Origin of the sequence: Litoribrevibacter euphylliae (assembly GCF_042646085.1) — a bacterium.
GTDB classification, from domain to species: domain Bacteria; phylum Pseudomonadota; class Gammaproteobacteria; order Pseudomonadales; family Litoribrevibacteraceae; genus Litoribrevibacter; species Litoribrevibacter euphylliae.
Map to the genome: position 1 here is coordinate 853298 of NZ_JBHRSZ010000002.1, position 25829 is coordinate 879126.

Here is a 25829-nt window from a genome sequence, read left to right on the forward strand (position 1 = left end):
CTCAAAAATTTAAACGATAAATCAGAAATAGGGGGCCAAGCCCCCTATTCTGAGAAAAAGATATGAAACTACAGTGACAACTTACTCTGCCGCTGCTGCTTCTTCTTTAACTTCAACAAACTCATCAGCAGATGCTTCCGTTGCTTCAAGAACAGTATCAGCTACTGTTTTTGCATAAAGCTGAATTGCACGGATCGCATCATCGTTACCAGGGATAACGAAATCAACACCGTCTGGATCACTGTTAGTATCAACGATACCTACAACAGGAATACCAAGCTTGTTCGCTTCATTTACAGCAATACGCTCATGATCAACGTCAACAACAAAAAGGATATCTGGAAGACCACCCATATCCTTAATACCGCCGATGCTTAGCTCTAGCTTAGCCATCTCACGCTGACGCAAAAGAGCTTCTTTTTTAGTCAACTGATCAAAAGTACCGTCTTGAGCTTGCTGTTCAAGTTCACGCAAACGACGAATAGACTGACGAATTGTCTTATAGTTAGTCAGCATACCACCTAACCAACGATGGTTAACGTATGGCATACCACTACGCTGAGCTTCTTCTTTAATGATCTTGCCGGCTTGACGCTTAGTACCTACAAAAAGAACCTTGTTCTTATTGCTTGCAGCCTTCTTGATTGCTTCAAGAGCTTCATTAAACGCAGGAACAGTGTGCTCCAAGTTAATGATATGAATCTTGTTACGAGCACCAAAAATGAATTTACCCATTTTTGGATTCCAGAAACGAGTCTGGTGACCGAAGTGTACGCCTGCTTTAAGCAGATCACGCATAGAAACTTGAGACATTTTAAATACCTTAATATTTTGGGTTATACCTCCGCACAACCTTCAAATCCAACCAAAAGGCACCCGGACTTGAACTTTTGATGTGCGTGTGTAATTTACCGCAACTTTGCGGGCGGCACTTTATACCACATCTTAACATTCAATTAAAGCACAAGCTGGTATTCATAATATGTCACCCTGAGGATAATTATGACCTTTCAGATAGTCTGTCATTTAATGCCTTCCTTCGCTAAAATATCCGACCAAACCAAACAGGATTAACCTAGGAATTCCAAAATCTCATGTCAGTTACCATCAAAACACCAGACGAAATTGAAAAAATGCGTGTTGCAGGCCGCCTAGCAGCCGAAGTTCTAGAGATGATCGAAGAGCATGTAAAACCTGGTGTAACGACAGGTCAGCTCGACCAAATCTGTCACGATTACATCGTAAACGTACAAAATGCGATTCCTGCTCCGCTCAACTATAAAGGTTTCCCTAAATCCATTTGTACCTCAGTAAACCACGTAATCTGTCACGGTATTCCTAGCGATAAAAAAGTACTGAAGAGCGGTGATGTTGTTAACATCGACGTTACAGTCATCAAAGATGGCTACCATGGCGACACAAGTAAGATGTTTTTCGTCGGGAAATCTACCGTACAAGCGGAACGCCTGACACGCATTACTCAAGAATGCCTATATATAGGTATCGACATGGTGAAACCTGGCGTGCGGTTAGGTGACATCGGCCATGCAATCCAAAAACACGCCGAGTCCAATTATTACTCAGTTGTTAGAGAGTATTGCGGTCACGGTATCGGCAAAGTCTTCCATGAAGACCCACAAGTCATGCACTATGGCAAGCCGGGTACAGGCATGGAATTACAAGAAGGCATGACCTTTACCATTGAACCCATGATCAACGCAGGCAAGCGCCACACCAAACTACTTCCTGATGGCTGGACTGTAGTCACCAAAGATCACAAATTATCAGCCCAGTGGGAACATACACTTGCGGTCACGTCCGACGGCGTAGAAGTGCTTACTAAGCGCAAAGAAGAAAGCTTTTAGTAGATAACGAAGCTCACCCAAGCGAAGCGAGTTGTAATCAAATAAACATCAAAAGAGAGAAAACATGAGTACCTATACACCGGATCAAAGTCTGTTCAGCAAAGACTTCCTTGATAACTCACTCTCTTTTGGTAATTCCATTATCAATACCTTGAAACAGGTCATTGATGATGGCGACAACAAACTGAACTCCCGTTTTGAATCCAGTGATGATATCCATCACTTGATTTACGACCGAGCCTGGCTCATCGATCAAGTCTTGGTCCAAGCTTGGCAGCACAGCGGGCTCAATGAAGTGGAAAGCTGCGCTCTTATTGCTGTAGGTGGTTATGGCCGAGGTGAGCTTCATCCTAAATCAGACATTGATGTCCTTATTCTGTTCGACGCAGAACAACCTGAAACACATCAACAAGCCATCGAACAGTTCTTAACCTTACTATGGGATCTTAATCTTAATATTGGTCACAGCGTTCGAACCATCACTGAGTGCCAGGAAGAAGCGCAGAAAGACATCACAGTTACCACAAACTTGATGGAAGCCAGAACCATCTCAGGTAACGAGCACATTCTCCATAAGATGGCATCCCTGACTGGCCCTTCCTTCATCTGGGACAGTAAAGCCTTCTTCAAAGCTAAATGGGAAGAACAGCAGCAACGCCATCGCAAGTTCAATAATATTGAATATAACTTAGAACCTAACCTAAAGGCTTCCCCAGGTGGTTTAAGAGACATTCAAACCATCATGTGGATCACTAAGCGTCAATACGGCGCCAACTCCATGGATGAACTGGTTCGACTGAGTGTTCTAAATGACGAAGAACTCGATATGCTACAGCGAGGACAAGAATTCCTGTGGCGTATCCGATATGCACTGCATATGATCGCAGGCCGCCCGGAAGACCGTTTGCTCTTCGACCACCAGCGAAAGATAGCTGAACTCTTCGGCTACCAGGACAACGGTGGGCGCTTAGCTGTAGAACAGCTTATGCAGAAATACTATCGAACGGTTCTGCAACTGGGTGAATTAAACGACGTTATTATCCAGCACTTCAATGAAACAATTCTAATGGCCGACGAGCCTGATGAAATTGTCGACTTAAACGAACGCTTTCATATCAGAAACAGCTTCATTGAAGTTAAACACCCCAAAGTATTTGCAGAACAACCATCCGCCATGCTGGAAATATTCCTCCTCATGGCGCGAACCAATGGCGTAAAAGGCGCACGAGCAACCACCATCCGCGACCTGAGAAACCATCGCCATTTAATCGACGATAACTTCAGAGCCGACCCAATCAATACCAGTATTTTTATGGCTCTGATGCGCACACCCACCCGCTTAGTAACGCAACTTTGGCGTATGCGTAAATGGGGTATCCTGGGTCGCTACCTACCTGAATTCGCTGGCATCACAGGGCAAATGCAACACGACTTATTCCACATTTACACCGTAGATGCACACACCTTACAAGTCGTTCGTAACATGCGTCGCTTCCGGTTTGCAGACAACAAAGATCAATACCCGATGGCAAGTCGTCTGATTCATGAAATACCAAAAGTTGAGCTTTGCTATATCGCCGGACTCTATCACGACATCGCTAAAGGCCGCGGCGGCGATCATTCTGAACTGGGCGCAGTAGATGCCCGCAAATTCTGTGAGCGTCATGAACTAAACAAGTGGGAAACAGACTTGGTCAGCTGGCTCGTTGAAAACCACCTATTAATGTCAATGACCGCTCAACGCAAAGATATCAGTGACCCTGACGTTATTATGGAGTTTGCCCAAAAGGTTCAAGATAAAAACCACTTGGATTATCTTTTCCTTTTAACAGTTGCGGATATTAACGCCACTAATCCAACTTTATGGAATAGCTGGCGCGCCTCACTAATGCGCCAGCTTTATACTGAAACCTGGCGCGCACTTCGTCGAGGTCTTGAGAACCCAATCAATCCCCAAGAATACCTTAAAGATCGTGAGGACTCGGTACTTGAGCTCATGCTCGATATGCCATACACCGAAGCCCAGATAAGAGAATTACTCGGACAACTAGGGCAAGACTATGTATTTAGAAACACTCCCACTGAAATTAGCTGGCATGTTTCTTCTATTCTTGCTCATAAGAATCCAGCTCAACCGCTGATTGAGCTCAGAGAAACGACTGATCGAGAGCATGAAGGCGGAACAGAAATCTTCGTTTACACTCGAGATGAACCACATCTGTTTGCAGTCACCGCCTCCGTTATGGAAAACCTGAACCTTAACATTCAGGACGCCCAGATCATCATTTCCGACAACGGCTTCACTCTTAACAGCTTTATTGTATTAGACGATTCCGGCTCCCCTATCGGTGAACACAGCCTGCGCATCGAAGAAATTAAAGCTAGCCTGATCGTAGCGCTTCAAGACCCAAGCAATTACCTTGAGCTCATCAGTAAACGCACACCTCGTCAATTGAAACAATTTAAAATGCCAACTGAGGTCATCATTCACAATGATGCGATCAAACAAGTTACTGTAGTTGAAGTTACTGCACCAGATCGACCAGGTGTACTTGCAATGATAGGACGAGTCTTTGTTGACTTTGACGTTCGCTTACAGAACGCCAAGATTGCAACGCTAGGTGAAAAAATCGACGATATCTTCTATCTCACCGATGAAGACAACAACCCTATCAGCGACCCGGACATTTGCATTCAATTACAACAAACGCTGTGTACTACGCTGGATGAACATTCGCAAAATTGATCATGAGTATTCACTCTCAAGTACAAACTAAAAAATAACGTATAAACGCTGTTTTCAAGCATACAAAAGCAGTTACACAAGAACAGAAAACAGCCAAGGACTCGACATGAACCCGGATTTAGACAAGCTCCAACCTTACCCTTTTGAAAAACTTGCAAAACTAAAGGAAGGAATTACACCACCTCAAGATAAGAAGCATATTGCCTTATCAATAGGTGAACCCAAACATCCTGCCCCACAGTTTGTGCTTGAAACACTGACCAACGCTCTGCCAGAAATGGAACGCTACCCAAGCACAAAAGGCCTACCGGAGCTTCGCCAAGCTATCTCCGAGTGGTTGATCAATCGTTTTAACCTAACATCGTGCGATGCCGAAAAGCATGTATTGCCAGTAAACGGAACTCGTGAAGCCATTTTTTCCTTCACACAAGCTGCCGTTGATCGCACTCAGGAAAACCCGCTAATTATAAGCCCTAACCCTTTCTATCAAATTTACGAAGGGGCAGCTTATTTGAGTGGTGCAACTCCTCATTTTTTGCCTTGCTTGAGCGAAAACAACTTCATCCCTGATTTTTCTCAGGTCGATAAGCAAACCTGGAAGGACTGCCAAATCTTATTCCTGTGCTCACCAGGCAACCCAACAGGTGCAGTGATTCCAAAGCACACGCTTAAAACGCTGATTGAGCTTTCCGATACCTACAACTTCATCATCGCCTCAGATGAGTGTTATTCGGAAATTTATACAGATGAAACCAACAAACCTGTTGGATTGTTAGAAGTCTGCTCAGAAATTGGCCGGAACGATTACAAAAACTGCGTCGTTTTCCACTCTTTATCTAAGCGCTCTAACCTACCGGGCTTAAGATCTGGTTTTATTGCAGGTGATGCAGACATTCTCAATAAGTTTTTGCTCTACCGAACCTATCACGGCTGCTCAATGGGCATTCACACCCAATTAGCTTCGATTGCAGCCTGGCAAGATGAAGCTCACGTGCTTGAGAATCGCAAACAGTACAAACAAAAATTCGAGCAAGTACTGGAAGTCCTTAAACCCGTTATGGACATTCAACAAACAGACGCCAGCTTCTATTTATGGCCTAAAACACCAATTAATGAAGAAGAGTTCGCTCAACGCCTCTTCGCGGAAGAAAATATAACCGTATTACCTGGCAGCTACTTGTCTAGAACAGTGAACGGAATCAACCCCGGCGAAGGTAGAATTCGCATGGCCTTAGTTGCGGAAGTTGAAGAATGCTTAGAAGCAGCACATCGAATTAGAAGCCTGATCGAGCGACTGCCTGAATTGAGATAATAAGCTCAGCACAGGTCAACAACTACCAATTATAGATTGAACATTCAGAGAGCAAAATGACCACAAGAATCTACGGAATTAAAAACTGCGATACCATGAAGAAAGCGTTCAAATGGCTTGATGCACAAGGTATCAACTACGAATTTCAAGACTATAAAAAAGAAGCACCAAGTGAAGAACAAGCCAATGTCTGGGTAAAACAACTTGGCTGGGAAAATGTCATCAATAAAAGAGGCACCACTTGGCGCAAACTGGATGACGAAATCAAAGAAAGCATGAATGATCAACACGCGGTCAAAGTCATGCTTGAGAACCCATCTATTATTAAACGCCCTTTACTCGAACATAACGGGCAAACGCTTCTGGGTTTCAAAGAAGCAGACTACCAAACTCTGTTTAATAGCTGATACAAATAACAGCTAATACGACACATAGTTATTAACAATCTAAGATTTAGCACTTTTTCAAAGGAGTAATCATGGCTTTTTCATTTGCAATTGGTATCGGTACAAAAAATTCAAACGGTGAGTGGTTAGAAACCTTCTTCCAAGCACCTGTGCTGAATCCGTCTGACGCGATCATCACAGCAGCAAAATCTACCCTTGGCTATTCGGAAGGGAATCAAACGATTGAAGCAACCTCAGAGCAACTATCTGCTTTTGCTGCCGAACTTGAAAATGCTGGTGAAGCTACCCAGGCAACAATCGCAAAAACAGCTGCACAATCAAAAGCTCCAACCGCTATCGTTGTTTTAGAATCTGATGATCAAGCAGCTTCAACACCAGAAGTTTATTTAAAGCTTCACCTACTATCTCATCGCCTTGTAAAACCACACGGCGTTAACTTGGCTGGCATCTTTGGCCTACTTCCAAATGTGGCATGGACAAACATTGGTGCTATCGACTTGTCTGAATTGGCCCAGAAACAACTGGAAGCCCGTGCAAATGGTGAGCTAATTCAAGTTCAATCCGTAGACAAGTTCCCTAAAATGACCGATTACGTTGTTCCTACCGGTGTTCGTATTGCCGATACTTCTCGTGTACGCCTCGGCGCTTATATCGGCGAAGGCACAACCATCATGCACGAAGGCTTTGTGAACTTTAATGCAGGCACAGAAGGTACTTCCATGGTGGAAGGGCGTATCTCTGCAGGCGTTATGGTTGGTGAAGGCAGTGACCTAGGCGGTGGTTGTTCAACCATGGGTACACTTTCTGGCGGCGGTAACATCATTATCGCAGTTGGTAAAAACAGTTTGATTGGTGCAAACGCAGGTATTGGTATCCCGCTAGGCGATCGCTGCACTGTTGAAGCCGGCCTATATATTACTGCAGGCACTAAAGTCATCATGCTAGACGACCAAAACCAAGCAGTTGAAACAGTAAAAGCACGCGACCTGGCAAATAAAAACGACCTATTGTTCCGTCGTAACTCTCAAACAGGTGCTGTAGAGTGTAAAACCAACAAAACAGCGATTGAACTGAACGAAGAACTGCATGCAAACAACTAAGTAAACTCGGTTCACTTCTCGCTAAAAATAAATCCTCGGTAAATGCCGGGGATTTTTTTATCCTGTCAGAAAGACCATTCAGCAGTTCACACTTAACACTTCACTCTATATTTTCATACCAACCGTCTGAATTTTCATGTTTTTTGCATTGCGTCTCAAAAATGAATTAAGTAGCATCTGATAAATTGAACTATCATTATGTGCTAGTCCCATATTAAAGCCTGCGCAGGGAAAACCATGGAGAATAAAAGAATGTTAAGGTGTGGTTACCAAAGTTTATTTTATATATTGTTTGCTTGGATATTAGCAGCCTGCGGCGGTGGCGGCGGAGGTGGAGTCGATGCCAGTGACGGGAATATTAGTACAGGTGAAACATTAGATGTAACACCAATAATTTCAGGTAGTGCACCGTATACTATTGATGCAAATAACTCACTATCAGTATCTGTGCTTGTTACTGACAGTTCAGGTGATCCGGTATCAAATGCCCGAGTATCTTTTTCTGCATCAGTTGGTTTAACAAATGTAGGCTCAACACTAACAGGAGCAGACGGTATTACTGTGACAGACGCTACTATATTTGCTGGAGCGACTGGAACTGTTACAGCCGGAACACTCTCAATCACAGCTATTTCTGGCTCATCCGTTGGAGTCAACTCTGTTAGCTATGAATCGGCAGAAGATGGAGATAACTCTTCAACAACACCAACCCCTTCAGATACAACCTTAGAATTAAGCTTTTTAGATAGCAACGGGACAGAATACCCATCACAACAATCGATCCCATTTGGAGACACAGTCACCATTCGTGCAACATTAACACCCAAACCGGCAACGAATGTATCTATCCAAATATCCGCGACTCAGACTGAAAATGATATTACAACCACTTTTGGAACTCTAAGTAACTCGACACTTACTATTGTACCTAACACTGATCCCGATATAGACAATGGTCTAGGTGAAGTAACATTAGCCACAGGGTCAGGTAGTGGGACTGTCAGCATTTCAGCTACACTATCGGATGATGTTTCAGATACTGAAAATATTTCAATTATCTCCCCATCACTACTTATCGGTTATGCACGCTCTGACAATACAATTCAAACCAATACGATTAAAATCGACAATGACGAAAGTTTAAATTCCATTACCTTGGCAGATAATGGTACGACTTTACTTCAAGCCGAACTCTTCATCGAAAGCGCAACAGGTACTTTCACTAGCAACAGCTCTACATATAATCGATACACTCAATCTGCTAAAATTGACTACACGTCCAACTGTGCTATCACTCAAGATTCTCAGGATACCTCAACAACTAAATCTACAATTAGTTATTCTAATGCAACAACTAACACCATAAATGGTATTACAGTTGCTACATACAAAACGATTAGTTGTACCTCTACCGATACTGTCGCAGCAACTACCACTATCGATGGTAGATTACTTACAGCAACTACCGCTATTGAATTTGAAGACCAAGTTGCAGATACACTTGAGTTTATCGACGTTAAAGATTCCAGTGGTAATGAAATCAGTAATATTGCACTCCAAGGTTCACCTTCTAACATTCCAAAATCTGCTCGAGTAACGTTCAAAGTAACTGATAATGGTAATCCAGTTCAGGGCACTAAAGTTTTCTTTGAACTAACCAATACCATTGGTGGCGTTTCACTTTCAACTGATGATGCAGACACAGTAACCTATCCAGATGGTAGACCGCTATCTACCGATGCTGACGGCGAAGTAACGGTTACAGTTAATTCAGGTAACCTACCAACTGACGTAGCAATCAAAGCAACCATCGAAGATTCATCCGATGCAGCAAACGACACCACTAATACTGAAATTGATTCAGGAAGAATCGTTACAGCCACATCAACAGCACTTACATTAAGTACTGGCTTGCCTCATCAAGGCGCATTCACAATGGGTGCAGATACTCCTGTGCCAAATGCGTTTGACTATCAAGGTGTTCCAGTACAACTGACTGTTCGAGCATCAGATTTAAGCCAACAAGCGGCGCCCGATGGAACATCTATCAATTTCAAAGCTGAAAATGGTGGTGGTCAGTTAGTAAATGAAGATCTTGTTGATACTACGAGCTGTCAGTTATCTAATGGATCGTGCAGCATAACCTGGCGCTCACAGAGCTTTACAAATAAACCCGATGTCAGTAGATCCATTGACAACTTCCTGGATACAACAAACCCAATCAACAATCAAAATATTGAAGATGTTGAGCTACTTCTAGGAACGCTACCTAGTGGCAACACTATCTACCAAACATTGGTTTCATACGCAGATACACAAGTTGCAGATAATAATGACACTGTAACTGTCGCATCAGTAACAGGCGACCTTACTGCACTGGGAATTACAGCAGCAGATATTTTAGCTGCGGCAACTGATAATGAAACATCTGTTGGAAGCGATTTATCTACAACTGTCGATATTACTTCAATTATCGCGGCAACAGATATAGCAGGCGTTATTGATGGTACAAATTTCACTTACGCAGATGCAGGCATATCTACCAGTAACCTTCAAAATGTAAACATTGCCACATTACCGTTCAGTTCATATAACTCGAACCCAAATGATCGTTATGGTCTAATTCAGGTATTAGCTTGGGCCACAGGTGAAGAAACGTTCACGGACAACAACAGTGATGGTTTATTTAATGGCGATATGACTGCGGAAGAAGCTGACGATTTAGCTGAGGCCTTTACTGACAACAACCAAAATAACCAACGAGACAATGAACCAGGTATTAACATTGAAGAATTTGAAGATGTTAATAATAACAACACCTATGACTCTGCAAATGGAATATATAACGGCTTCCGATGTGATGACACAGCTATTGGACTAGGACACTGCCCATCTACAAACAAATTAATTGATGTACGAGATGATATAACAATTATTGCAGCAACTAATTCAGTAGATATTGCAACTATTGCTCCTAACACTGTCACAACCTATGCAGACTTCAGAGATAATTCTTCTACAGCTTTTAGGCCATTGGGAAGCAAGCGAGCACAATACGAAGGGATGCTACGCCCAGTTCTTTTTGGTGTAAGCTACGATACTATTGGCAATGTCACTAATGTAAACATCGATGATGTCGGCGGCGCATACAGCTTTACTGTCATGGTGTACGATGAAAATGGCAACCCTCCTCCTGCTGGAACAACCATTGAAGTCGATGCACCATCAAGTGCAAAACTGGCTAGCCCGCTATCTCAGCTTACAATACCAAATCAAAGCGTTCCCTTTACTTTTACTGTAAGCGTTATCAGGGATGAGGACAGTGATGATAATTCAGGAACATTAGGAATTACTGTAACTACACCAGCAGTTACTATTGGCAATACTTCCTATCCTGAATTGGAAGAGCTCTTCACTGTTGGAATTCAAAACAACAACCCTTAAAAAATATATAGAATGCCCTGAAAATACTTCAGGGCATTCTCTTATGTTTTCCTTATCCCCCCAACTTCCTGTAAAATCTCGCTCCAAATCCTACTAAGTCTGCGAGAAAACCATGTCTTCATCCGATCTTTCCCCTACCCTTGAATTAGCCTTTGATTTAATCAGTCGTGATTCGGTCACTCCTGACGATAAGGGTTGCCAAGACGTTATGATTGAACGTCTCGAAACGTTAGGTTTTAAGATCGAGAAGCTTCGCTTTGGTGAAGTAGACAATTTCTGGGCACGCCGTGGTGAAGGTGAGCCAGTGTTAGCCTTTGCAGGCCATACCGATGTTGTACCTACCGGCCCATTAGAAAAGTGGGATACCGACCCATTCAAGCCAGAAATCAAAGAAGACGGCATGCTCTATGGTCGTGGCGCGGCAGACATGAAAGGGTCGTTGGCAGCCATGATCGTTGCAGTTGAGCGCTTTATTGAACAACACCCTAATCATGTCGGCTCTATTGCTTTTCTGATTACCAGCGATGAAGAAGGCCCGGCGAAAAACGGAACCGTTAAAGTCGTAGAACATCTTCAAGCTCGTGGTGAACACATTGATTGGTGCATTGTTGGCGAACCATCCAGCACCAATCAGGTGGGTGATGTTGTAAAGAATGGTCGTCGTGGTTCTCTGAACGGAATTCTGTCCGTTAAAGGTCAACAAGGTCACGTGGCCTACCCGCACTTGGCAGAGAATCCTATTCACACGCTTTCTAATGCATTGGCAGAATTAACCAATCATGTTTGGGATAACGGTAATGAGTTCTTCCCTGCTACTAGTTTCCAAGTTACCAACATTAACTGCGGCACAGGCGCAACCAATGTTATTCCTGGCGAACTAGAAATGGTTTTTAACTTCCGCTATTGCACGGAAGTGACTGCCGAACAATTAATGGAAATCACCGACGCTATTTTAGAAAAACATGGCGTGACCTATGAAATTAAATGGATGCTGTCTGGCCGTCCATTCCTGACTTCTGGCGGTTCTTTAATTGATGCAGTTAAACACAGTGTGAAAACAGTTACCGGCTATGAGCCAGAACTTTCAACCTCTGGTGGAACATCAGACGGCCGTTTCATCGCTCCAACCGGAACGCACGTCGTTGAGCTAGGCCCATCCAATGCTACTATTCATAAGATTAATGAATGCGTAAATGCAGAAGATCTAAACCTATTGACGGATGTTTACCAACAAATCCTCAGTGATTTGCTGGCTGAAGCATAATTCCAGAGATAATCCAATCCAGATGGCAACACGACAACGGTTACTCAGACTCCTTAGCGCAAGAAACTTACCCGACCAAGTAATTTTTCAGCGCTTTGTTTGTGCAATCTTTGTCTTTGCCTGTGGTGCTCTTCTGATTTTCTATGCAGAGTCAAATATTACACCGTCACTACGGCAAGAGATCGTTGCACTGATCGGCCTGATTCTGGCCTGCTTAGGCGGCTCATACGCCTTTATTCATTACCTAGCCCTGCTATTCTCACGCCTAAAGGGAAAATAAGTCATGTACCCGGACATTGAAGTTTACGTTAAAAACAAATCCGAAGAAGAAATCGTTCAGTGGTTAGAGAAAGCTCTCGGCACAACAGAATATCAAGGCAAGCTGCAAGGCGGCCTCCAGCACTACCAAGTAAACCATCAAGGCAAAGGCCTACCAGTGATGATTATGTCTGCCGTCGTAGGAAAAGCCTGGAACAGCGTGTGGTTTGATACGCCTGATACTCCCTGGGAAGATGACATCAGCTGCGCCAAGCAAATGGCTAAAGAACTGGATACGGAAATTCGTTGTATTCGCAGTGGTTGGGATGAGGATCAAGACCCTGATGAATGGATGAAGGTATTTCCAGACGGAAGCAGTGAAGACATTCTTTGGAAAAAATAGCGTCGTTTTTTAAGTAACCTGACGGCTAAAACAACATCTCTATGTTAGAACGCTTTCTTGGTATAAATATCAAAGCGACCTGATTTGCCTTTCAATTGAAGCGATGGCGTTTTACCCGCCAAGAACGGCGCGGCTTTTGGTCGCTTGACTACTACACGATGTTTGGCCAGTCGATAGGCTGGTTCAAACAAAGCGTCCGCATCTTCATCACCACCTATCAATTGCTTAAATACGCGCATCTCTTTCTTAACCAATGCGGATTTGGAACGATCAGGGAACATCGGGTCCAGATAAACTACATCATAAGACTCGCTTTCCAGTGAATCACCCACGGTAATAAAGTCTTCACCGTTTAAACTCATGCGAGATGTAACGTCTGCAACATCAGATACGAGAGAAGCTCGCTCTAAACCATCTTTAAGTAGCTCACGAACAACTGGGTTTCTCTCATACAGATCTAACTTACAACCGAGAGCTGCGAGAATTAAAGCATCTCGCCCTAAGCCTGCCGTAGCATCTAAAACAGTTAGCTGCCGATCCTGAGGAACCTTACCCAAACCAACAGCCTTAGCAACTTGTTCCCCTTTTCCGCCACCATGTTTGAGTCGGTGAATCATCGCGTTGCCTTCAAAGGCCACTGAGACAGGCCCAGGAGGTTTAGGGCCTACCGCTTGAAGATAGACTTCCTCATCGAACACCAAGGCTATATGAGCGTCTGAATCCAGAGAGGTTAAATCAAGCTTTTGCTTGGGACGAATAACGAAGGACTGAGCATTTGTTTTCTCAGAGCATTGATCACCTAGTTGCTCACAAAAGTGTTCGACAAACGCTTTTGCTTGCGTTTCTCGATGAGGAGCATAGAGCACTATCAGAGCCGCCTGAACCTGTTCTTGCTTTAGTTTAAACGCATTCGACATGACAGACTCAACTCCCCAGGAATCTATAAGCCTACGCTGTAACAGGTATTACATACGCAATCAGAAGAAGTAATACACCTAACGCACAACGATAAATTACAAACGGTAAAACACCAATACGATTAATAAAAGCCAGGAACAACTTGATACAAATATAAGCGCTGATTGCAGCCAATAACGCACCAACACCAGCAACCACTAGAGACGCATCATTCCCCTGTTCAACCAACTCTTTTCCCTTGAATAACCCAGCACCAAGAATCACAGGAATAGAAAGCAAGAAGGAAAATTTCGCTGCACTCTCACGGGTTTGCCCTAAGAACAAGGAAGCCGTCATAGTCACGCCAGAGCGAGAGGTGCCAGGAATTAAAGCAAAGATTTGAGCCAAGCCAACCATCAAAGCCCCTTTTATTCCCAGCAGTTCCATGGGCTGCGTTCTTGTTCCTATCTTATCTGCCCATAGCAAGATCAAGCCGAAAAAAATGGACGCCGCGGCTATCACGACAATTGAACGCAAATACGTTTCAATAAAATCATTTAATGTTGCACCACAAAGTACAACAGGAATGGTAGCAATGATAATCCACCAGCCCATTCTGGCTTCGGTTGTCACCCCTTTACCAGCGAAGCTCCCAAACCACGCCATAGCGATTTTAAAAACTTCCTCACGAAAATAGATCAATACAGCCAATAAGGTACCAACGTGTACCGCTACATCAAAAGTCAACCCTTGATCCTGCCACCCCAACAACTGAGCAGGAAGAATTAAATGCGCCGAACTGGAAATAGGTAAGAACTCAGTTAGCCCCTGAACAACAGCCAGTAAAACAACCTGAAACCACGCCACTTAAACGCTCCCTGTACTAAGTATTTTTATCATAGATTGATTGAATTGGATGATTACTTTTGTTGTTCCGCTTTCTTTTTGGCCACATCATTGCGAACATACAAAGGCTCGACTTGATCTGCTGATTGCCAACTAACCTGCTCCGGATAAGCTTGAATATAACGCAACATATCTTCTGCTCTCGGGCGTTCTTCAGAAAATAACGCAGTCTCTTCAGTGATCCCCAACATCTGATCCTGATAGACTAATCCTGTACCAATAACAGCTTTGGCGTCAGATAAATCGATAGAAGCAGGGCCTGACACTTTAGGAGACTCGAGCATTTGAAGACTCCCCTCAGAACAACGATAGCGAGCCCAATAGGTCTCATTCATCCTTGCATCTACCGTTGCGATCACATCGCCGTCTTTTTGCAGTTGTTCCGTTGAAAGTAGCAGCTTGGCTCGCGCAGCCAGTGCCGTGAGTGTCGAAATAGCTGCCACAGGTTTTTCTACCGCAAATGCAAACCCCTGAACAACGCCAAAGGCAATGCGAAGCCCGGTAAAAGAGCCTGGCCCAGCGCCGACAACCAATCCATCTACATCAACCATTGCGACTGAATTATTTGAGAGAATCGCTTCAACCATGGGCAAAATATTCTGCGTATGCTCTCTTGGTAAAAGTTGATGATCAGAGAAAATTTCACCGTTGTGCAGTAATGCAACAGAGCAAGCGTCAGTGGAAGTATCAATTGCAAGAAGAGTAGATTTCATAGGCGTATCAAAGTCATTAAGCCAAGAAGCTAGAAAAATTAGTTTAATCTCAGGAACAAAAAAGGCCTAAAAGCAACGGCTTTTAGACCTTTTGGTCAGATCATGATCGATTAGCCTTTAAGCGCTGACATAACTCGATCACGGATCTCAGCAACTTCACCCACACCAGTAACTTTGTGGATCTGCGGCGCATTAGCTTCACCAGAAGCAGCCCAATCAGAGTAATAAGTTACTAAAGGTTTGGTTTGGTCGTGATAAATCGCAAGGCGCTTACGTACTGTTGCTTCTTGGTCATCGTCACGTTGCATCAGAGGTTCACCCGTTTCATCATCCTTGCCTTCTTCTTTAGGCGGATTATAAATCGTGTGATAAACACGGCCAGAAGCCTCATGAATACGACGACCGCTCATACGCTTCACAATTTCTTCGTCGTCAACATCAATCTCCAATACGTGATCAATGCTTACGCCTGCTTGCTTCATTGCTTCAGCTTGAGGAATTGTGCGAGGGAAACCATCGAACAAGAAACCGTTTTTACAATCTTCTTGTTGAATACGCTCTTCCACTAGAGCGATGATGATGTCATCAGATACCAGACCACCAGTTTCCATGACTTCTTTTACTTTAAGGCCTAATGGTGTTCCAGCTTTAACCGCTGCACGCAACATATCACCGGTAGAAATCTGAGGAATACCAAACTCTTTAGTAATATTTTGCGCCTGAGTTCCTTTACCCGCGCCTGGTGCGCCTAACAAAATGACTCGCATAGAGTTCCCCTAGTTAGATATAAAATTGGCAGGAATTATAGGTCTTTATAACCCTAGAAGCTAGTCGGCCAACCCCATTAGCTTGTTTTACATGAGCTGACTCAATCTTTGATAATTTAAGGATTCGCCACTTTCGGTAAAGAGGCACCTTCAATTTGCTACTTTTCGCTTACAAATCCCAACGATTGTTACCAATCTATACATTTTAAGCATCAATTTTGATTTCCGGATCCGGACTTTGAACTAAACTTTTTATTGAAGAGCAGCGAATCATAGAGTTCGATCTCTTACATCTCGAAAAGGAAGGAATCACGATAAGGTAGGTGTATTTATGAAAAGACTACAATCTCTGCTACAGGAATGGCAGAACCATGCCTCTCAGCAAATGGACGATAAAGAATACTCAGTAAAATTATCCAGGCAAGACGCTGCTCGTATAAATGCTTTAGCAGATCTTTATCCTAAGCTGGATTCTGAAGACATCATCCGAGAATTATTGCATATTGCACTGGACGAAGTAGAAGCGTCTCTCCCTTACGTAGCAGGTAAGAAAGTGGTGGCGACGGATGAAGAAGGTGACCCCATTTATGAAGACAGCGGCCTGACACCGCGTTACCTACAACTCACCCGAGAACATATTAAACGTCTAAAGCAAGCTGCAAACTGTCCTGGAGCCTAAGCAGCAATTACCAATCGCTTAGACTTAGGATCAAATCTTAATTATGTAGAACCGAATGAAAGAGTTAGACCGATGAGAGCCTTCTAGTATGTGCCAACTGGAAGGTTTCTCTCATCACCTTTTCCTTGCTACTTCCTCACTACTCCAACCACTACTTCTCACGCTCTTGCTGCTTTACATCCTGCCAAAGCAAATCTTTCTCTTGTAAGCCGAGTACAGAAAACTCTTGATTTCTTTCACTGGCTAATCGCTCCATTGAACGAAAGCGCTGCTCGAACTTCAAATTCGCTTTAATTAAAGCAGTTTCTGGGTGAACACCATGATGTCTAGCCAAATTAACGCAGCAAAATAGCAGATCACCAATTTCCTCTTCGATGTGATCAGGATCAGTCGCCTCTTCTACTTCTTTCAGCTCTGAAATTAACTGTGCTTTAACGCCTACTAAATCATCCCAATCAAAGCCAACTTTGGCGGCTTTCTTTTGCAACTTCCAAGCTTTAATCAACCCAGGTAAGCCATCCGTAATATTATCCATGGCGCTTGGTGCTGAGGTTTGATCCTTAGAACCAGTCTCACGTTCTTGGGCTTTGATTGCATCCCATTGTTGATGCAGCACTTCATCCGTTAGCTGGTTGTCTGAGGCCTGCTCTTCTCCGTGATCAGAGTCACCGGAGACAGAATGTAGCTTGCCATTAGGAAACACATGGGGATGGCGACGAAGCATTTTCGTCACAAGCCCATCAATGACATCATGGAAATCAAACCACCCTTTTTCATCAGCGAGCTTGCTGTAAAAAATCGCCTGAAAAATAAAATCCCCAAGCTCTTTCTTTAATTCATCCCAATCTTGATTAGCGATGGCTTCAGCCACTTCATAGGCTTCTTCCAACGTATGAGGCACGATGGTGTCAAAGGTCTGTTTTATATCCCAAGGGCACCCTGTTTCCGGATCCCTTAAGCGGTCCATTAACTGAATTAAATCATCTAAGTTGTAGGCTGGCTTATCAGTCACTGTGTCTGTGCGCCTCAATAATATTTGGTAATTGATCAATCTTGGTAATCACCCGGCTTAAATCAGAGAGATCGCTAATTTCAGCCGTAATAATCATAGTTGCAATGCTGTTAGATTTATCAGATTGGGTATGCATGGCCGTCAGGTTAATGCCTTCATTTGCCAAGATTTGAGTAATATCGCGCAACAATGCCGGGCGATCATAAGCCGAAATCTTAATATCCACCGGATAGGTATCGGTAGGCTCATGCCCCCAATCCACAGAAATCATGCGCTCATCATCGGTCTTCTGAAGATAAAGCACATTTGGACAATCCTGACGGTGAATGCTTACGCCTTTACCGCGAGTAATGTAACCAACAATCGGATCTCCTGGAACAGGCTTACAACACGCCGCTAAAGATGACATCAGGCTACCAACACCCAAGACCTGAACATCTTCATTACCCCGAGCTTTTGGTTGAGTCAGTTCAACGGTTTTCTTCTCTTTCTGCTCAGGTTTGAGGAAGGATTGAGCCGCATGAATCACTTGCCCCAAGCGCAAATCCCCGGCACCGATGCGCGCATACAACTCTTCTTCGGAACTAATATTCAGCTGTTCAGCTAATCGAGTTAGGTCGATTTTCTGCAAAGAGACTTTCTTTAACTCAGGGATCAGCAATTCACGTCCATCAATAATGTTTTGATCTCGCGCCTGCTCTTTAAACCAATGCTGAACCTTGGCCCGAGCACGTCCGGAGTTTAAATAACCAATGTCTGAGTTCAACCAATCTCGACTTGGTTTGGCCTCTTTTGCTGTAAGAATTTCAATCTGCTCGCCGGTTTTAACCTTGTAGTTCAAAGGAACAATCTTTCCGTTGACCTTAGCCCCACGGCAGGCATGGCCTACTTCGGTATGAACTTTATAGGCAAAATCCAACGGCGTAGAACCTGCTGGCAAATCCACCACATGGCCATTGGGAGTAAACACGTAGACACGATCTTGTGTCACCCCAAGATCCAGTTCATCGCCCAAGCCATCCAGCGACCCCATGTCGTCTTGCCACTCAAGCACCTGACGAAGCCACATGATTTTTTCTTCGTAAGAATCCTTTTTGGACTTGGTATCCGTTCCCTTGTACAACCAATGCGCACAAACGCCCAGTTCCGCATCTTCATGCATATCGAAAGTACGAATCTGAATTTCTACCGTTCGGCCGCTTGGACCGATCACAGCGGTATGCAATGACTGATAGCCATTCGGTTTTGGCGATGCTATGTAGTCATCAAATTCTTGCGGAATGTGCTTCCACAACGAATGAACAACCCCGAGAATGGCATAACAATCACGAACGTCTTTCACCAGAATTCGAACGGCCCGAATGTCGTAAACCTGATCAAATGGTATCTTTTTACGCTGCATCTTCCGCCAGATGCTATAGATATGCTTCACCCGACCTGAAATTTCAGCGTCGATGTTCATACGCTCCAACGATTGCTGAAGTACTTCGATAACATCTTCTATGTACTTCTGGCGATCCAAGCGTTTCTCTTCAAGAAGTTTGGCAATTCGCTTATAGGAGAGAGGTTCAAGGTAACGAAAAGATAAGTCTTCCAGTTCCCACTTGATATGACCAATACCAAGCCGATGCGCCAATGGCGCGTAGACGTGAAAAACTTCACGAGCCACTCGCATTTTACGTTCACGCCCTGCATTTTTTACCGCACGAATGGCACAGGTACGTTCAGCTAGTTTGATGAGAGCAACCCGGACGTCATCAATCATGGCCACCAACATCTTACGGATGTTATCCATTTGGCCTTGTTGTTGCCCGAGCACAATATGATTGGTAGGACTGACCAGCGTGCCGATGGCGGCCATCTTAAGCACACCTTCAATAAGATTTGCGACAGTCTCACCTATTTCACGACGCACGCGTTCAATGGAAACCCGCTCTTCACGCACCGCTCGATAAATAAGTGCAGCCACCAAGGTATCTTGATCTAGCTGCAGATCTGCAAGAATTTCAGCCATTTCAAGGCCAACGTTCATGCAACCATAACCTTCCGGCCAGGTATTTTCACCGAACTTCGAATTAAACTGCGCTACTTCCGCCACATGACAGGCATATCGGATTTGAGCTATGTCCTGAATCTCAACTTTGTCTGAAAGTAGCTGGAGCCATTGATCGGCATCCAGATGACCATTTTCGGTTAAGGGTTGATCTTTTCGAACTGTAACCATAATCCTTCACATCCTTATGGCGTGAGCCAAAACTTCCCAGTCGACTTACACCTTTTCCCAACCACTCAAGTGTGTTCATCTCATACAAAGCCAGCTGCTTCATCTAGGATAACCCTGTATTGAGTATCGTGGGCTTTTAAAATTTCGCCAGTCTACCAAACTTTCTCAACATGAATTTGGGACTGGATCAAAACATCAGCATTTAGAAAATATGACCAAGGTTTCTATATGCGATGTTTGTGGGAACATATCCAACAACGTTGCACTCTCTAGTTGATACCCTTGTTCCAAAATCCACTTTGTATCTCGAACTAACGCTTGAGGATTGCATGACACATAGGCAATTTTGGTCGCGTTGGTACGACCAATATTCTGTGCTATGAGTTCCGCACCCGCCCTGGGAGGGTCCAGAATAATTTTATCCGCCCCCTGATCCAACCAGCTTAATGCCTCTTCATTAAACAAATCCTGAACAGACGCCGAAAAGTTATCAATTCCATTTAATCGCGCATTTTCCAGAGACTTTTCCACCATCTCATCGATGCCTTCCACAGCGAGAACATCTTTCGCTAAGTACGCAGCCGGAAGCGAGAAGTTCCCCAAACCACTGAATAAATCTAAAACACGATCGTCTATTGAAATATCCAATTGCTGCAGAACGCTAGCGACCATCGCTTCATTCACTTGAGCATTAACCTGTAAAAAATCCTCTGGTGTATAGGCAATCTTTACGCCATTTTTCAAATCAAGATTCGTCGTTGAAAGATTACCTTGATAACGCTCTAACGGCTTATCAGCAATCCTGAGCCATAGACTCACGCCTTGAGATTGAGCCCAGTTTTCAAGAAGAGTCATAACACCCGTTGGCAGTGGCTTTAGCAAACGAAAGCACACCGATTGACCATCTTGATCTGCAACGCACTCTATATGCGCAAATTCTCGTAATAACTTGGGTTGATCTAACTGCTCATGCAAGTCACCCATCAACTGATAGAGTGCTTGCACCAAAGATTTCAACTGCGGTGTCATCACCTGACACTCGGATACTGCAACGATCTTTTTACTTTTAGCTGCTCGAAAGCCTATATTGAGTTGATTATTCGACGGATCGTAATAGCAGGCTAAGCGAATTTTACGACGATAATCATAGCCCGCATCCGAAGTGATAATAGGGTCAAGCCAGCGTAAATCGTCAACACAGGCATTTCGACAAAGCAACTGTTCAACAATACTCTGTTTATGCTGAATTTGCTGGTTGTGAGAAAGGTGCTGTAAATCGCACCCGCCACATTGCTCATAAACCGAGCACTTTGGTTTGACTCGCTCAGGAGATGGCTCCAACACCTTTATCAGTTTAGCTTCCACCCGCTTGTTATTTGCGGCACTGATCTGAGCCTTCACTTTTTCGCCTGACAAACTGCCTTCCACGAAGCAAGCTCGACCATTCAAACGACCAATCCCTTTACCGTCATAAGATAAGGAATCAATGTCTAATTCGATAATCGGTGTGTGTTCTAAAGAACTGTCAGAGCGTCTCTGCCCCATCGCAAGGTTATTGGAAGGTTTACGATAGCCTGAACGTCGCTTGTTGTTGGATCGGTGATTTGATTTCGCCATGAGATAAATTCGCTGGATAAGAAAAAGCCTGATCACTAAATCAGGCCAAATACTTAAAATTCAAGGGTAACTAAAGTTTAGACAATACAGAGGTCGATTAAGAAGTGAATAAACGTACTTAAACAAGCGCTGTTTGTGGAGTACTTTTTCTAAGGAAAGGTTATGGATTAAACACACCCGTCGACAAATATCGATCGCCACGATCACAGATGATGGCAACAATGGTCGCATTATTCACTCGCTCAGAAAGATCTAAGGCAGCAGCTACAGCGCCACCAGAAGAGACGCCACAAAAAATACCTTCTTTAGTTGCCAAGTCTTTCATTACCTGCTCAGCCTGATCTTGAGACATATCGACTTTTTCATCGACACGAAAGTCTTCATAAATGGTTGGCAGGTATTCTTCAGGCCATCGTCGAATCCCTGGGATCGCAGCCCCTTCCTGCGGCTGAAGGCCGATAATCTGCACCTCAGGGTTCATTTCTTTTAGGTATCTCGATGTCCCCATAATGGTACCTGTTGTACCCATTGAGCTGACAAAGTGAGTGATTCTGCCTTGTGTTTGCTGCCACAGTTCCGGGCCAGTCCCCTCATAGTGAGCCAATGGATTATCGGCATTCCCGAACTGATTTAAGACCAAGCCTTTGCCCTCTTCCTGCATTTTCAATGCAAGATCACGAGCAGCTTCCATCCCCTCTTCCTTTGACACGGTAATCAATTCAGCACCGTAAGCGGACATCGCCAGTTTTCGCTCTTCGCTCATGTTATCCGGCATGATCAATACCATACGATAACCTTTGATCGCAGCTGCCATCGCTAAAGCGATGCCTGTATTGCCACTGGTCGCTTCAATCAAACAATCGCCTGGTTTGATATCACCACGCAGTTCAGCATGCTGAATCATCGACAGCGCTGGACGATCTTTTACCGAGCCGGCAGGGTTATTACCTTCTAATTTAACCAGAACCACATTGCTTGGGTTGGGATTAAGACGCTGTAAACGAACTAATGGCGTATTGCCGACGCACTGCTCAATCGTTGGGTAATCCTGGCTCATTCTTTCAATCCTATCTGCCGAGATGAAGCTTGGTTCTTGCTTTCTGGGTATACATTTCCAGCTAACGCAAAAAGTAAATGCCTAACAACATTCATTAAATGTCATGAGTACGTTAGAGTTATCATAATTTTCTATCGCACATAATACGTTGTTTTGTTACTGACTAATAAGAATATAAAGCACTATTTTTATTCAAGAAGATTATAAATTCTTTAATTATGAGTATTCACATGAAAAATTGGGGTCTACAGTCTCGTATTTTGTTAATCACTTTGTTACCCCTGATTGCCATTTCCTGCGTTCTGGGCGGCTATTTTATTAAAGTCAGATTGGATGATCTCGATACGCTGGTAGAACAACGAGGCCTGGCCACCATTCGCCAATTAGCCCCAGCCTGTGAATACGGTCTCGTCAGTGGTAACAAAGAAGTTCTTCAAAAAGTTGCCAACAGCACACTGAATGAATTGGATGTACGATCAGCAAAGATTTACGATCGCTTCCAAAGTGAACTGGTACATTCCGGCCCAGATATGAAGGCTCTGGATGAACGAGAAGAGCTTCCCAATGAAATTCAAATTCTCCACTTTGAAAACTCCATTCGATTAATTACGCCTATCTTTGCTCAGAACCTCGCAAGTTACGAGCACTTGGGCGTTTCCTCCATTGGGCGAAATCAGGATGAGCTATTTTCCGAAAAAATTGGCTGGGCTGAGCTGGAGTTATCATTAACCAATACCGAATTAAAGAAATATCAGGCACTACTGACCTCATGCTTTTTCCTGTTCAGCGGCATCCTCGTCTGTACCATCATCACCATCCGCTTCAGTCGTGAAATTACTACGCCACTAATTAAGCTAACCCAGGCCGTTGAAAGCATTAAGCAAGGGAACCTGGAAGTGCGCATCAATTCAGAGTCTGGTGGTGAACTGCGCATTCTCGAAAGCGGTATTAACTCCATGGCGTCGTCCTTGAAAACCGCCTATGACGAAATGCAGCAAAGTATTGATCAAGCCACCGAAGACTATCGACAAACCCTTGAACAGATTGAAATCCAAAACGTTGAACTTAACTTAACTCGACGAGAAGCCTTAAAAGCCAGCCAGATTAAGTCAGAATTCTTAGCCAACATGAGCCATGAAATTCGCACTCCGCTCAATGGCATCATTGGCTTCACTAATCTGATCCTGAAAACTCAGTTAACGGCTCGACAACTGGACTATATCAACACCATCAAGAAATCGTCGGAAGGCTTACTCGCGATCATTAATGACGTACTGGATTTCTCAAAAATCGAAGCCGGGAAGCTGGTACTGGATAAAACACCAATGAACCTCCGTGACCTGGTGGAAGATGTCTTAACTATGATGGCCCCTGCCGGTCAAGACAAAGGCTTGGAACTGGTGTCATTGGTCTACAGCGATGTTCCTGCCGACCTGATCGGTGATCCGCTTCGTCTCAAGCAAATCATCACTAACTTAGTAAACAATGCCATTAAGTTCACCAACAAAGGCAGCGTGATTGTACGAACCATGTTGGAAGAACAAAAACAAAACACCGTCACTCTGAAGATCTCTGTTACTGACACAGGGATCGGAATGACCGAAGATCAACAACAGGAATTATTCCGAGCCTTTACTCAAGCGGATACCTCAACCACACGCCAGTACGGCGGTACCGGATTAGGGTTGGTTATCTCCAAGAAATTAGTTGAACACATGGGTGGCGACATTGGTGTCGAAAGCTCGCTTAATCAAGGCTCTACTTTCTGGTTTACCGTTAAAATTCAAAAATCCGATGACACCGATACCATCCATGAAATAAATCGCTTAATGGAGAAAAAAGCACTGATCTTCGATACTCATCCAACCGCTCGCTTAGCCCTCTCCCACTGCATACAGCAATGGGAAATGGAAGCCGATGAAGTAGATGATCTACAAATTCTGGAAGAGCTGGCCTTGCAAGCAGATGAAAGTCATGCACCATTTGATATTGTGATTCTTGGAGTCGGTCAAGAGCAGCTTGAAAGCCAATACATACTGGAAACCATCCGCAAACTTCAGGATCAATTAAGCCTTCCAGTGATCGTATTAATTAATACTACAGACCAACAAGCTGTTCAGCGCTTTCAGCTACTCAATGTGTCCTGTCTGACAAAACCGATTATTTCAGCCAAACTCCATGAAACTCTAATTAATCAATTCTATTACCCGGAAAATATCAACAAACACAACCTTCAACAACAGACCAAACAATTGACCACGATTCCACAACAGGCAATAGAAATACTGGCCGTTGATGATAACGAAGCCAACCTGAAATTACTTCGAACCTTATTGGAAGGATTAGGACACAAGGTAATAGAAGCCAGCAATGGTGCGGAAGCCGTGAAAAAGATTCAACAAACACTTCCCGATCTGGTTTTTATGGACATTCAAATGCCAGTGATGGACGGGGTGGAAGCGACAAAGACCATTCGAAGCCTGGACGAACGTCGATTTTTACAAGTACCAATCATCGCATTGACCGCACATGCACTCTCGGGAGAAAAGGAAGCCTTGATTCAGGCAGGCCTCAACGATTACCTCACCAAACCTGTGTCAGAAGAACAGCTTTCGGCCACCATTGCCAAGTGGGTAGATAAAGGCTCACCTAACTCACCGTCAGAGCGTTTAATCCATTTACCTCAAGAATCTGAGGGCTCAGAAAGAGCAACCTCTGAAACTGAAAACAATGATCACGCAGCCAAAAATTCTGCTCTAGAGGATTCAAATCAGCTTGAAACCGTCTGTATTGACGAGTGTCTCAAGCTTGCTGCCAATAAAGAAGATTTAGCCAAAGACATGCTTTCGATGCTACTTTCCAGCTTTGATCGCGACATCCCTCCCATCACAGAAGCATTGACCTCTGGCGCTCGAAATGATTTGCTGAATAGCGTTCATAAAGTCCATGGTGGTACCCGCTACACGGGCGTACCTAAATTACGCAACATCTGTCACGCCTTTGAAAGCGCCATTAAAGAGGACGCGTCGGATGAGCTCATTGCTGAATTCTATAATGCGTTTACTAAAGAAGTCGATGCGATCAAAGCATGGTCAGAGAGCTCGGATTGGCTCTCGTAAGTAAGTGGTTAGATCTGATAATAAAACGGAAAGAGAGTA

General features: G+C 44.0%; 19 protein-coding genes. 10 read left to right on the forward strand and 9 right to left on the reverse strand.

Features of this window, described 5'->3' with window-relative positions; all coding sequences use genetic code 11:
* Positions 1-81 precede the first annotated feature (81 nt).
* Positions 82-813, reverse strand: coding sequence for a 30S ribosomal protein S2 (gene rpsB, locus ACFOEK_RS05485; RefSeq protein ID WP_386717317.1), 732 nt, complete (start codon positions 811-813; stop codon positions 82-84).
* A gap of 281 nt (positions 814-1094) precedes the next feature.
* Between rpsB and map the strand changes: the two genes are divergently transcribed.
* From map to ACFOEK_RS05525, 8 genes are all read left to right on the forward strand, one after another.
* On the forward strand, positions 1095-1865 hold the full coding sequence (gene map / locus ACFOEK_RS05490; protein WP_386717320.1) for a type I methionyl aminopeptidase: 771 nt from the start codon (positions 1095-1097) through the stop codon (positions 1863-1865).
* A 64-nt stretch (positions 1866-1929) separates the two neighbouring features.
* Positions 1930-4611 (forward strand): [protein-PII] uridylyltransferase, encoded by a 2682-nt coding sequence (locus ACFOEK_RS05495; RefSeq protein WP_386717323.1) that lies wholly within the window; start codon positions 1930-1932, stop codon positions 4609-4611.
* 106 nt (positions 4612-4717) lie between these two features.
* Positions 4718-5923: a succinyldiaminopimelate transaminase gene (gene dapC / locus ACFOEK_RS05500; protein ID WP_386717326.1), complete on the forward strand. Its 1206-nt coding sequence runs from the start codon at positions 4718-4720 to the stop codon at positions 5921-5923.
* Positions 5924-5979: 56 nt separating this feature from the next.
* Positions 5980-6330, forward strand: coding sequence for an ArsC family reductase (locus ACFOEK_RS05505; RefSeq protein WP_386717329.1), 351 nt, complete (start codon positions 5980-5982; stop codon positions 6328-6330).
* Positions 6331-6401: 71 nt separating this feature from the next.
* Entirely contained in the window at positions 6402-7430 is a 1029-nt protein-coding gene (dapD, locus tag ACFOEK_RS05510; protein WP_386717332.1) for a 2,3,4,5-tetrahydropyridine-2,6-dicarboxylate N-succinyltransferase, read from the forward strand.
* A 237-nt stretch (positions 7431-7667) separates the two neighbouring features.
* Positions 7668-10874 carry a beta strand repeat-containing protein gene (locus tag ACFOEK_RS05515; protein WP_386717335.1) on the forward strand — a complete coding sequence of 1069 codons (3207 nt, stop codon included), beginning with the start codon at positions 7668-7670 and terminating at the stop codon, positions 10872-10874.
* A 112-nt stretch (positions 10875-10986) separates the two neighbouring features.
* Positions 10987-12138, forward strand: coding sequence for a succinyl-diaminopimelate desuccinylase (dapE, locus tag ACFOEK_RS05520; RefSeq protein WP_386717338.1), 1152 nt, complete (start codon positions 10987-10989; stop codon positions 12136-12138).
* A gap of 283 nt (positions 12139-12421) precedes the next feature.
* Positions 12422-12799 carry a hypothetical protein gene (locus ACFOEK_RS05525; protein ID WP_386717341.1) on the forward strand — a complete coding sequence of 126 codons (378 nt, stop codon included), beginning with the start codon at positions 12422-12424 and terminating at the stop codon, positions 12797-12799.
* A 44-nt stretch (positions 12800-12843) separates the two neighbouring features.
* Here ACFOEK_RS05525 and ACFOEK_RS05530 read toward each other — a convergent pair whose 3' ends face one another.
* The 4 genes from ACFOEK_RS05530 to adk all read right to left on the reverse strand — a co-directional run bounded on the left by ACFOEK_RS05530 (position 12844) and on the right by adk (position 16082).
* Positions 12844-13716 carry a class I SAM-dependent methyltransferase gene (locus ACFOEK_RS05530; RefSeq protein ID WP_386717344.1) on the reverse strand — a complete coding sequence of 291 codons (873 nt, stop codon included), beginning with the start codon at positions 13714-13716 and terminating at the stop codon, positions 12844-12846.
* A gap of 31 nt (positions 13717-13747) precedes the next feature.
* On the reverse strand, positions 13748-14563 hold the full coding sequence (locus ACFOEK_RS05535; RefSeq protein WP_386717347.1) for an undecaprenyl-diphosphate phosphatase: 816 nt from the start codon (positions 14561-14563) through the stop codon (positions 13748-13750).
* A gap of 53 nt (positions 14564-14616) precedes the next feature.
* Positions 14617-15315, reverse strand: coding sequence for a tRNA (adenosine(37)-N6)-threonylcarbamoyltransferase complex dimerization subunit type 1 TsaB (gene tsaB / locus ACFOEK_RS05540; protein WP_386717349.1), 699 nt, complete (start codon positions 15313-15315; stop codon positions 14617-14619).
* Positions 15316-15425: 110 nt separating this feature from the next.
* Positions 15426-16082: an adenylate kinase gene (gene adk, locus ACFOEK_RS05545; RefSeq protein WP_386717352.1), complete on the reverse strand. Its 657-nt coding sequence runs from the start codon at positions 16080-16082 to the stop codon at positions 15426-15428.
* A gap of 331 nt (positions 16083-16413) precedes the next feature.
* On the opposite strand from adk, the gene ACFOEK_RS05550 reads away from it, so the two are divergent.
* Positions 16414-16761: a type 1 pili tip component gene (locus tag ACFOEK_RS05550; protein ID WP_386717355.1), complete on the forward strand. Its 348-nt coding sequence runs from the start codon at positions 16414-16416 to the stop codon at positions 16759-16761.
* Between the two features lie 151 nt (positions 16762-16912).
* On the opposite strand, the gene mazG is transcribed toward ACFOEK_RS05550, so the two are convergent.
* The 4 genes from mazG to cysM form a co-directional block, all read right to left on the reverse strand.
* Complete coding sequence (gene mazG, locus ACFOEK_RS05555) at positions 16913-17773, reverse strand: nucleoside triphosphate pyrophosphohydrolase (protein ID WP_386717357.1); 861 nt, start codon at positions 17771-17773, stop codon at positions 16913-16915.
* Positions 17766-19997 (reverse strand): GTP diphosphokinase, encoded by a 2232-nt coding sequence (relA, locus tag ACFOEK_RS05560; protein WP_386717360.1) that lies wholly within the window; start codon positions 19995-19997, stop codon positions 17766-17768. The genes mazG and relA overlap by 8 nt, the downstream gene beginning before the upstream one ends.
* Before the next feature lie 195 nt (positions 19998-20192).
* Positions 20193-21614 (reverse strand): 23S rRNA (uracil(1939)-C(5))-methyltransferase RlmD, encoded by a 1422-nt coding sequence (rlmD, locus tag ACFOEK_RS05565; RefSeq protein ID WP_386717363.1) that lies wholly within the window; start codon positions 21612-21614, stop codon positions 20193-20195.
* 160 nt (positions 21615-21774) lie between these two features.
* Positions 21775-22671: a cysteine synthase CysM gene (gene cysM, locus ACFOEK_RS05570; RefSeq protein WP_386717365.1), complete on the reverse strand. Its 897-nt coding sequence runs from the start codon at positions 22669-22671 to the stop codon at positions 21775-21777.
* 230 nt (positions 22672-22901) lie between these two features.
* Here cysM and ACFOEK_RS05575 point away from each other — a divergent pair, with 230 nt between their 5' ends.
* Positions 22902-25790, forward strand: a complete 2889-nt coding sequence (locus ACFOEK_RS05575) for a response regulator (protein ID WP_386717368.1) — start codon at positions 22902-22904, stop codon at positions 25788-25790.
* Positions 25791-25829: the final 39 nt, after the last annotated feature.

Bases quoted from the DNA above. Each gene is read 5' to 3' on its own strand.
- rpsB (WP_386717317.1), bottom strand. From the start codon at position 813: ATGTCTCAAGTTTCTATGCGTGATCTGCTTAAAGCAGGCGTACACTTC.
- ACFOEK_RS05505 (WP_386717329.1), top strand. From the start codon at position 5,980: ATGACCACAAGAATCTACGGAATTAAAAACTGCGATACCATGAAGAAA.
- ACFOEK_RS05575 (WP_386717368.1), top strand. From the start codon at position 22,902: ATGAAAAATTGGGGTCTACAGTCTCGTATTTTGTTAATCACTTTGTTA.
- adk (WP_386717352.1), bottom strand. From the start codon at position 16,082: ATGCGAGTCATTTTGTTAGGCGCACCAGGCGCGGGTAAAGGAACTCAG.
- ACFOEK_RS05525 (WP_386717341.1), top strand. From the start codon at position 12,422: ATGTACCCGGACATTGAAGTTTACGTTAAAAACAAATCCGAAGAAGAA.
- dapD (WP_386717332.1), top strand. From the start codon at position 6,402: ATGGCTTTTTCATTTGCAATTGGTATCGGTACAAAAAATTCAAACGGT.
- ACFOEK_RS05550 (WP_386717355.1), top strand. From the start codon at position 16,414: ATGAAAAGACTACAATCTCTGCTACAGGAATGGCAGAACCATGCCTCT.
- dapE (WP_386717338.1), top strand. From the start codon at position 10,987: ATGTCTTCATCCGATCTTTCCCCTACCCTTGAATTAGCCTTTGATTTA.
- cysM (WP_386717365.1), bottom strand. From the start codon at position 22,671: ATGAGCCAGGATTACCCAACGATTGAGCAGTGCGTCGGCAATACGCCA.
- tsaB (WP_386717349.1), bottom strand. From the start codon at position 15,315: ATGAAATCTACTCTTCTTGCAATTGATACTTCCACTGACGCTTGCTCT.
- ACFOEK_RS05495 (WP_386717323.1), top strand. From the start codon at position 1,930: ATGAGTACCTATACACCGGATCAAAGTCTGTTCAGCAAAGACTTCCTT.
- dapC (WP_386717326.1), top strand. From the start codon at position 4,718: ATGAACCCGGATTTAGACAAGCTCCAACCTTACCCTTTTGAAAAACTT.
- ACFOEK_RS05530 (WP_386717344.1), bottom strand. From the start codon at position 13,716: ATGTCGAATGCGTTTAAACTAAAGCAAGAACAGGTTCAGGCGGCTCTG.
- relA (WP_386717360.1), bottom strand. From the start codon at position 19,997: ATGGTTACAGTTCGAAAAGATCAACCCTTAACCGAAAATGGTCATCTG.
- ACFOEK_RS05515 (WP_386717335.1), top strand. From the start codon at position 7,668: ATGGAGAATAAAAGAATGTTAAGGTGTGGTTACCAAAGTTTATTTTAT.
- map (WP_386717320.1), top strand. From the start codon at position 1,095: ATGTCAGTTACCATCAAAACACCAGACGAAATTGAAAAAATGCGTGTT.
- rlmD (WP_386717363.1), bottom strand. From the start codon at position 21,614: ATGGCGAAATCAAATCACCGATCCAACAACAAGCGACGTTCAGGCTAT.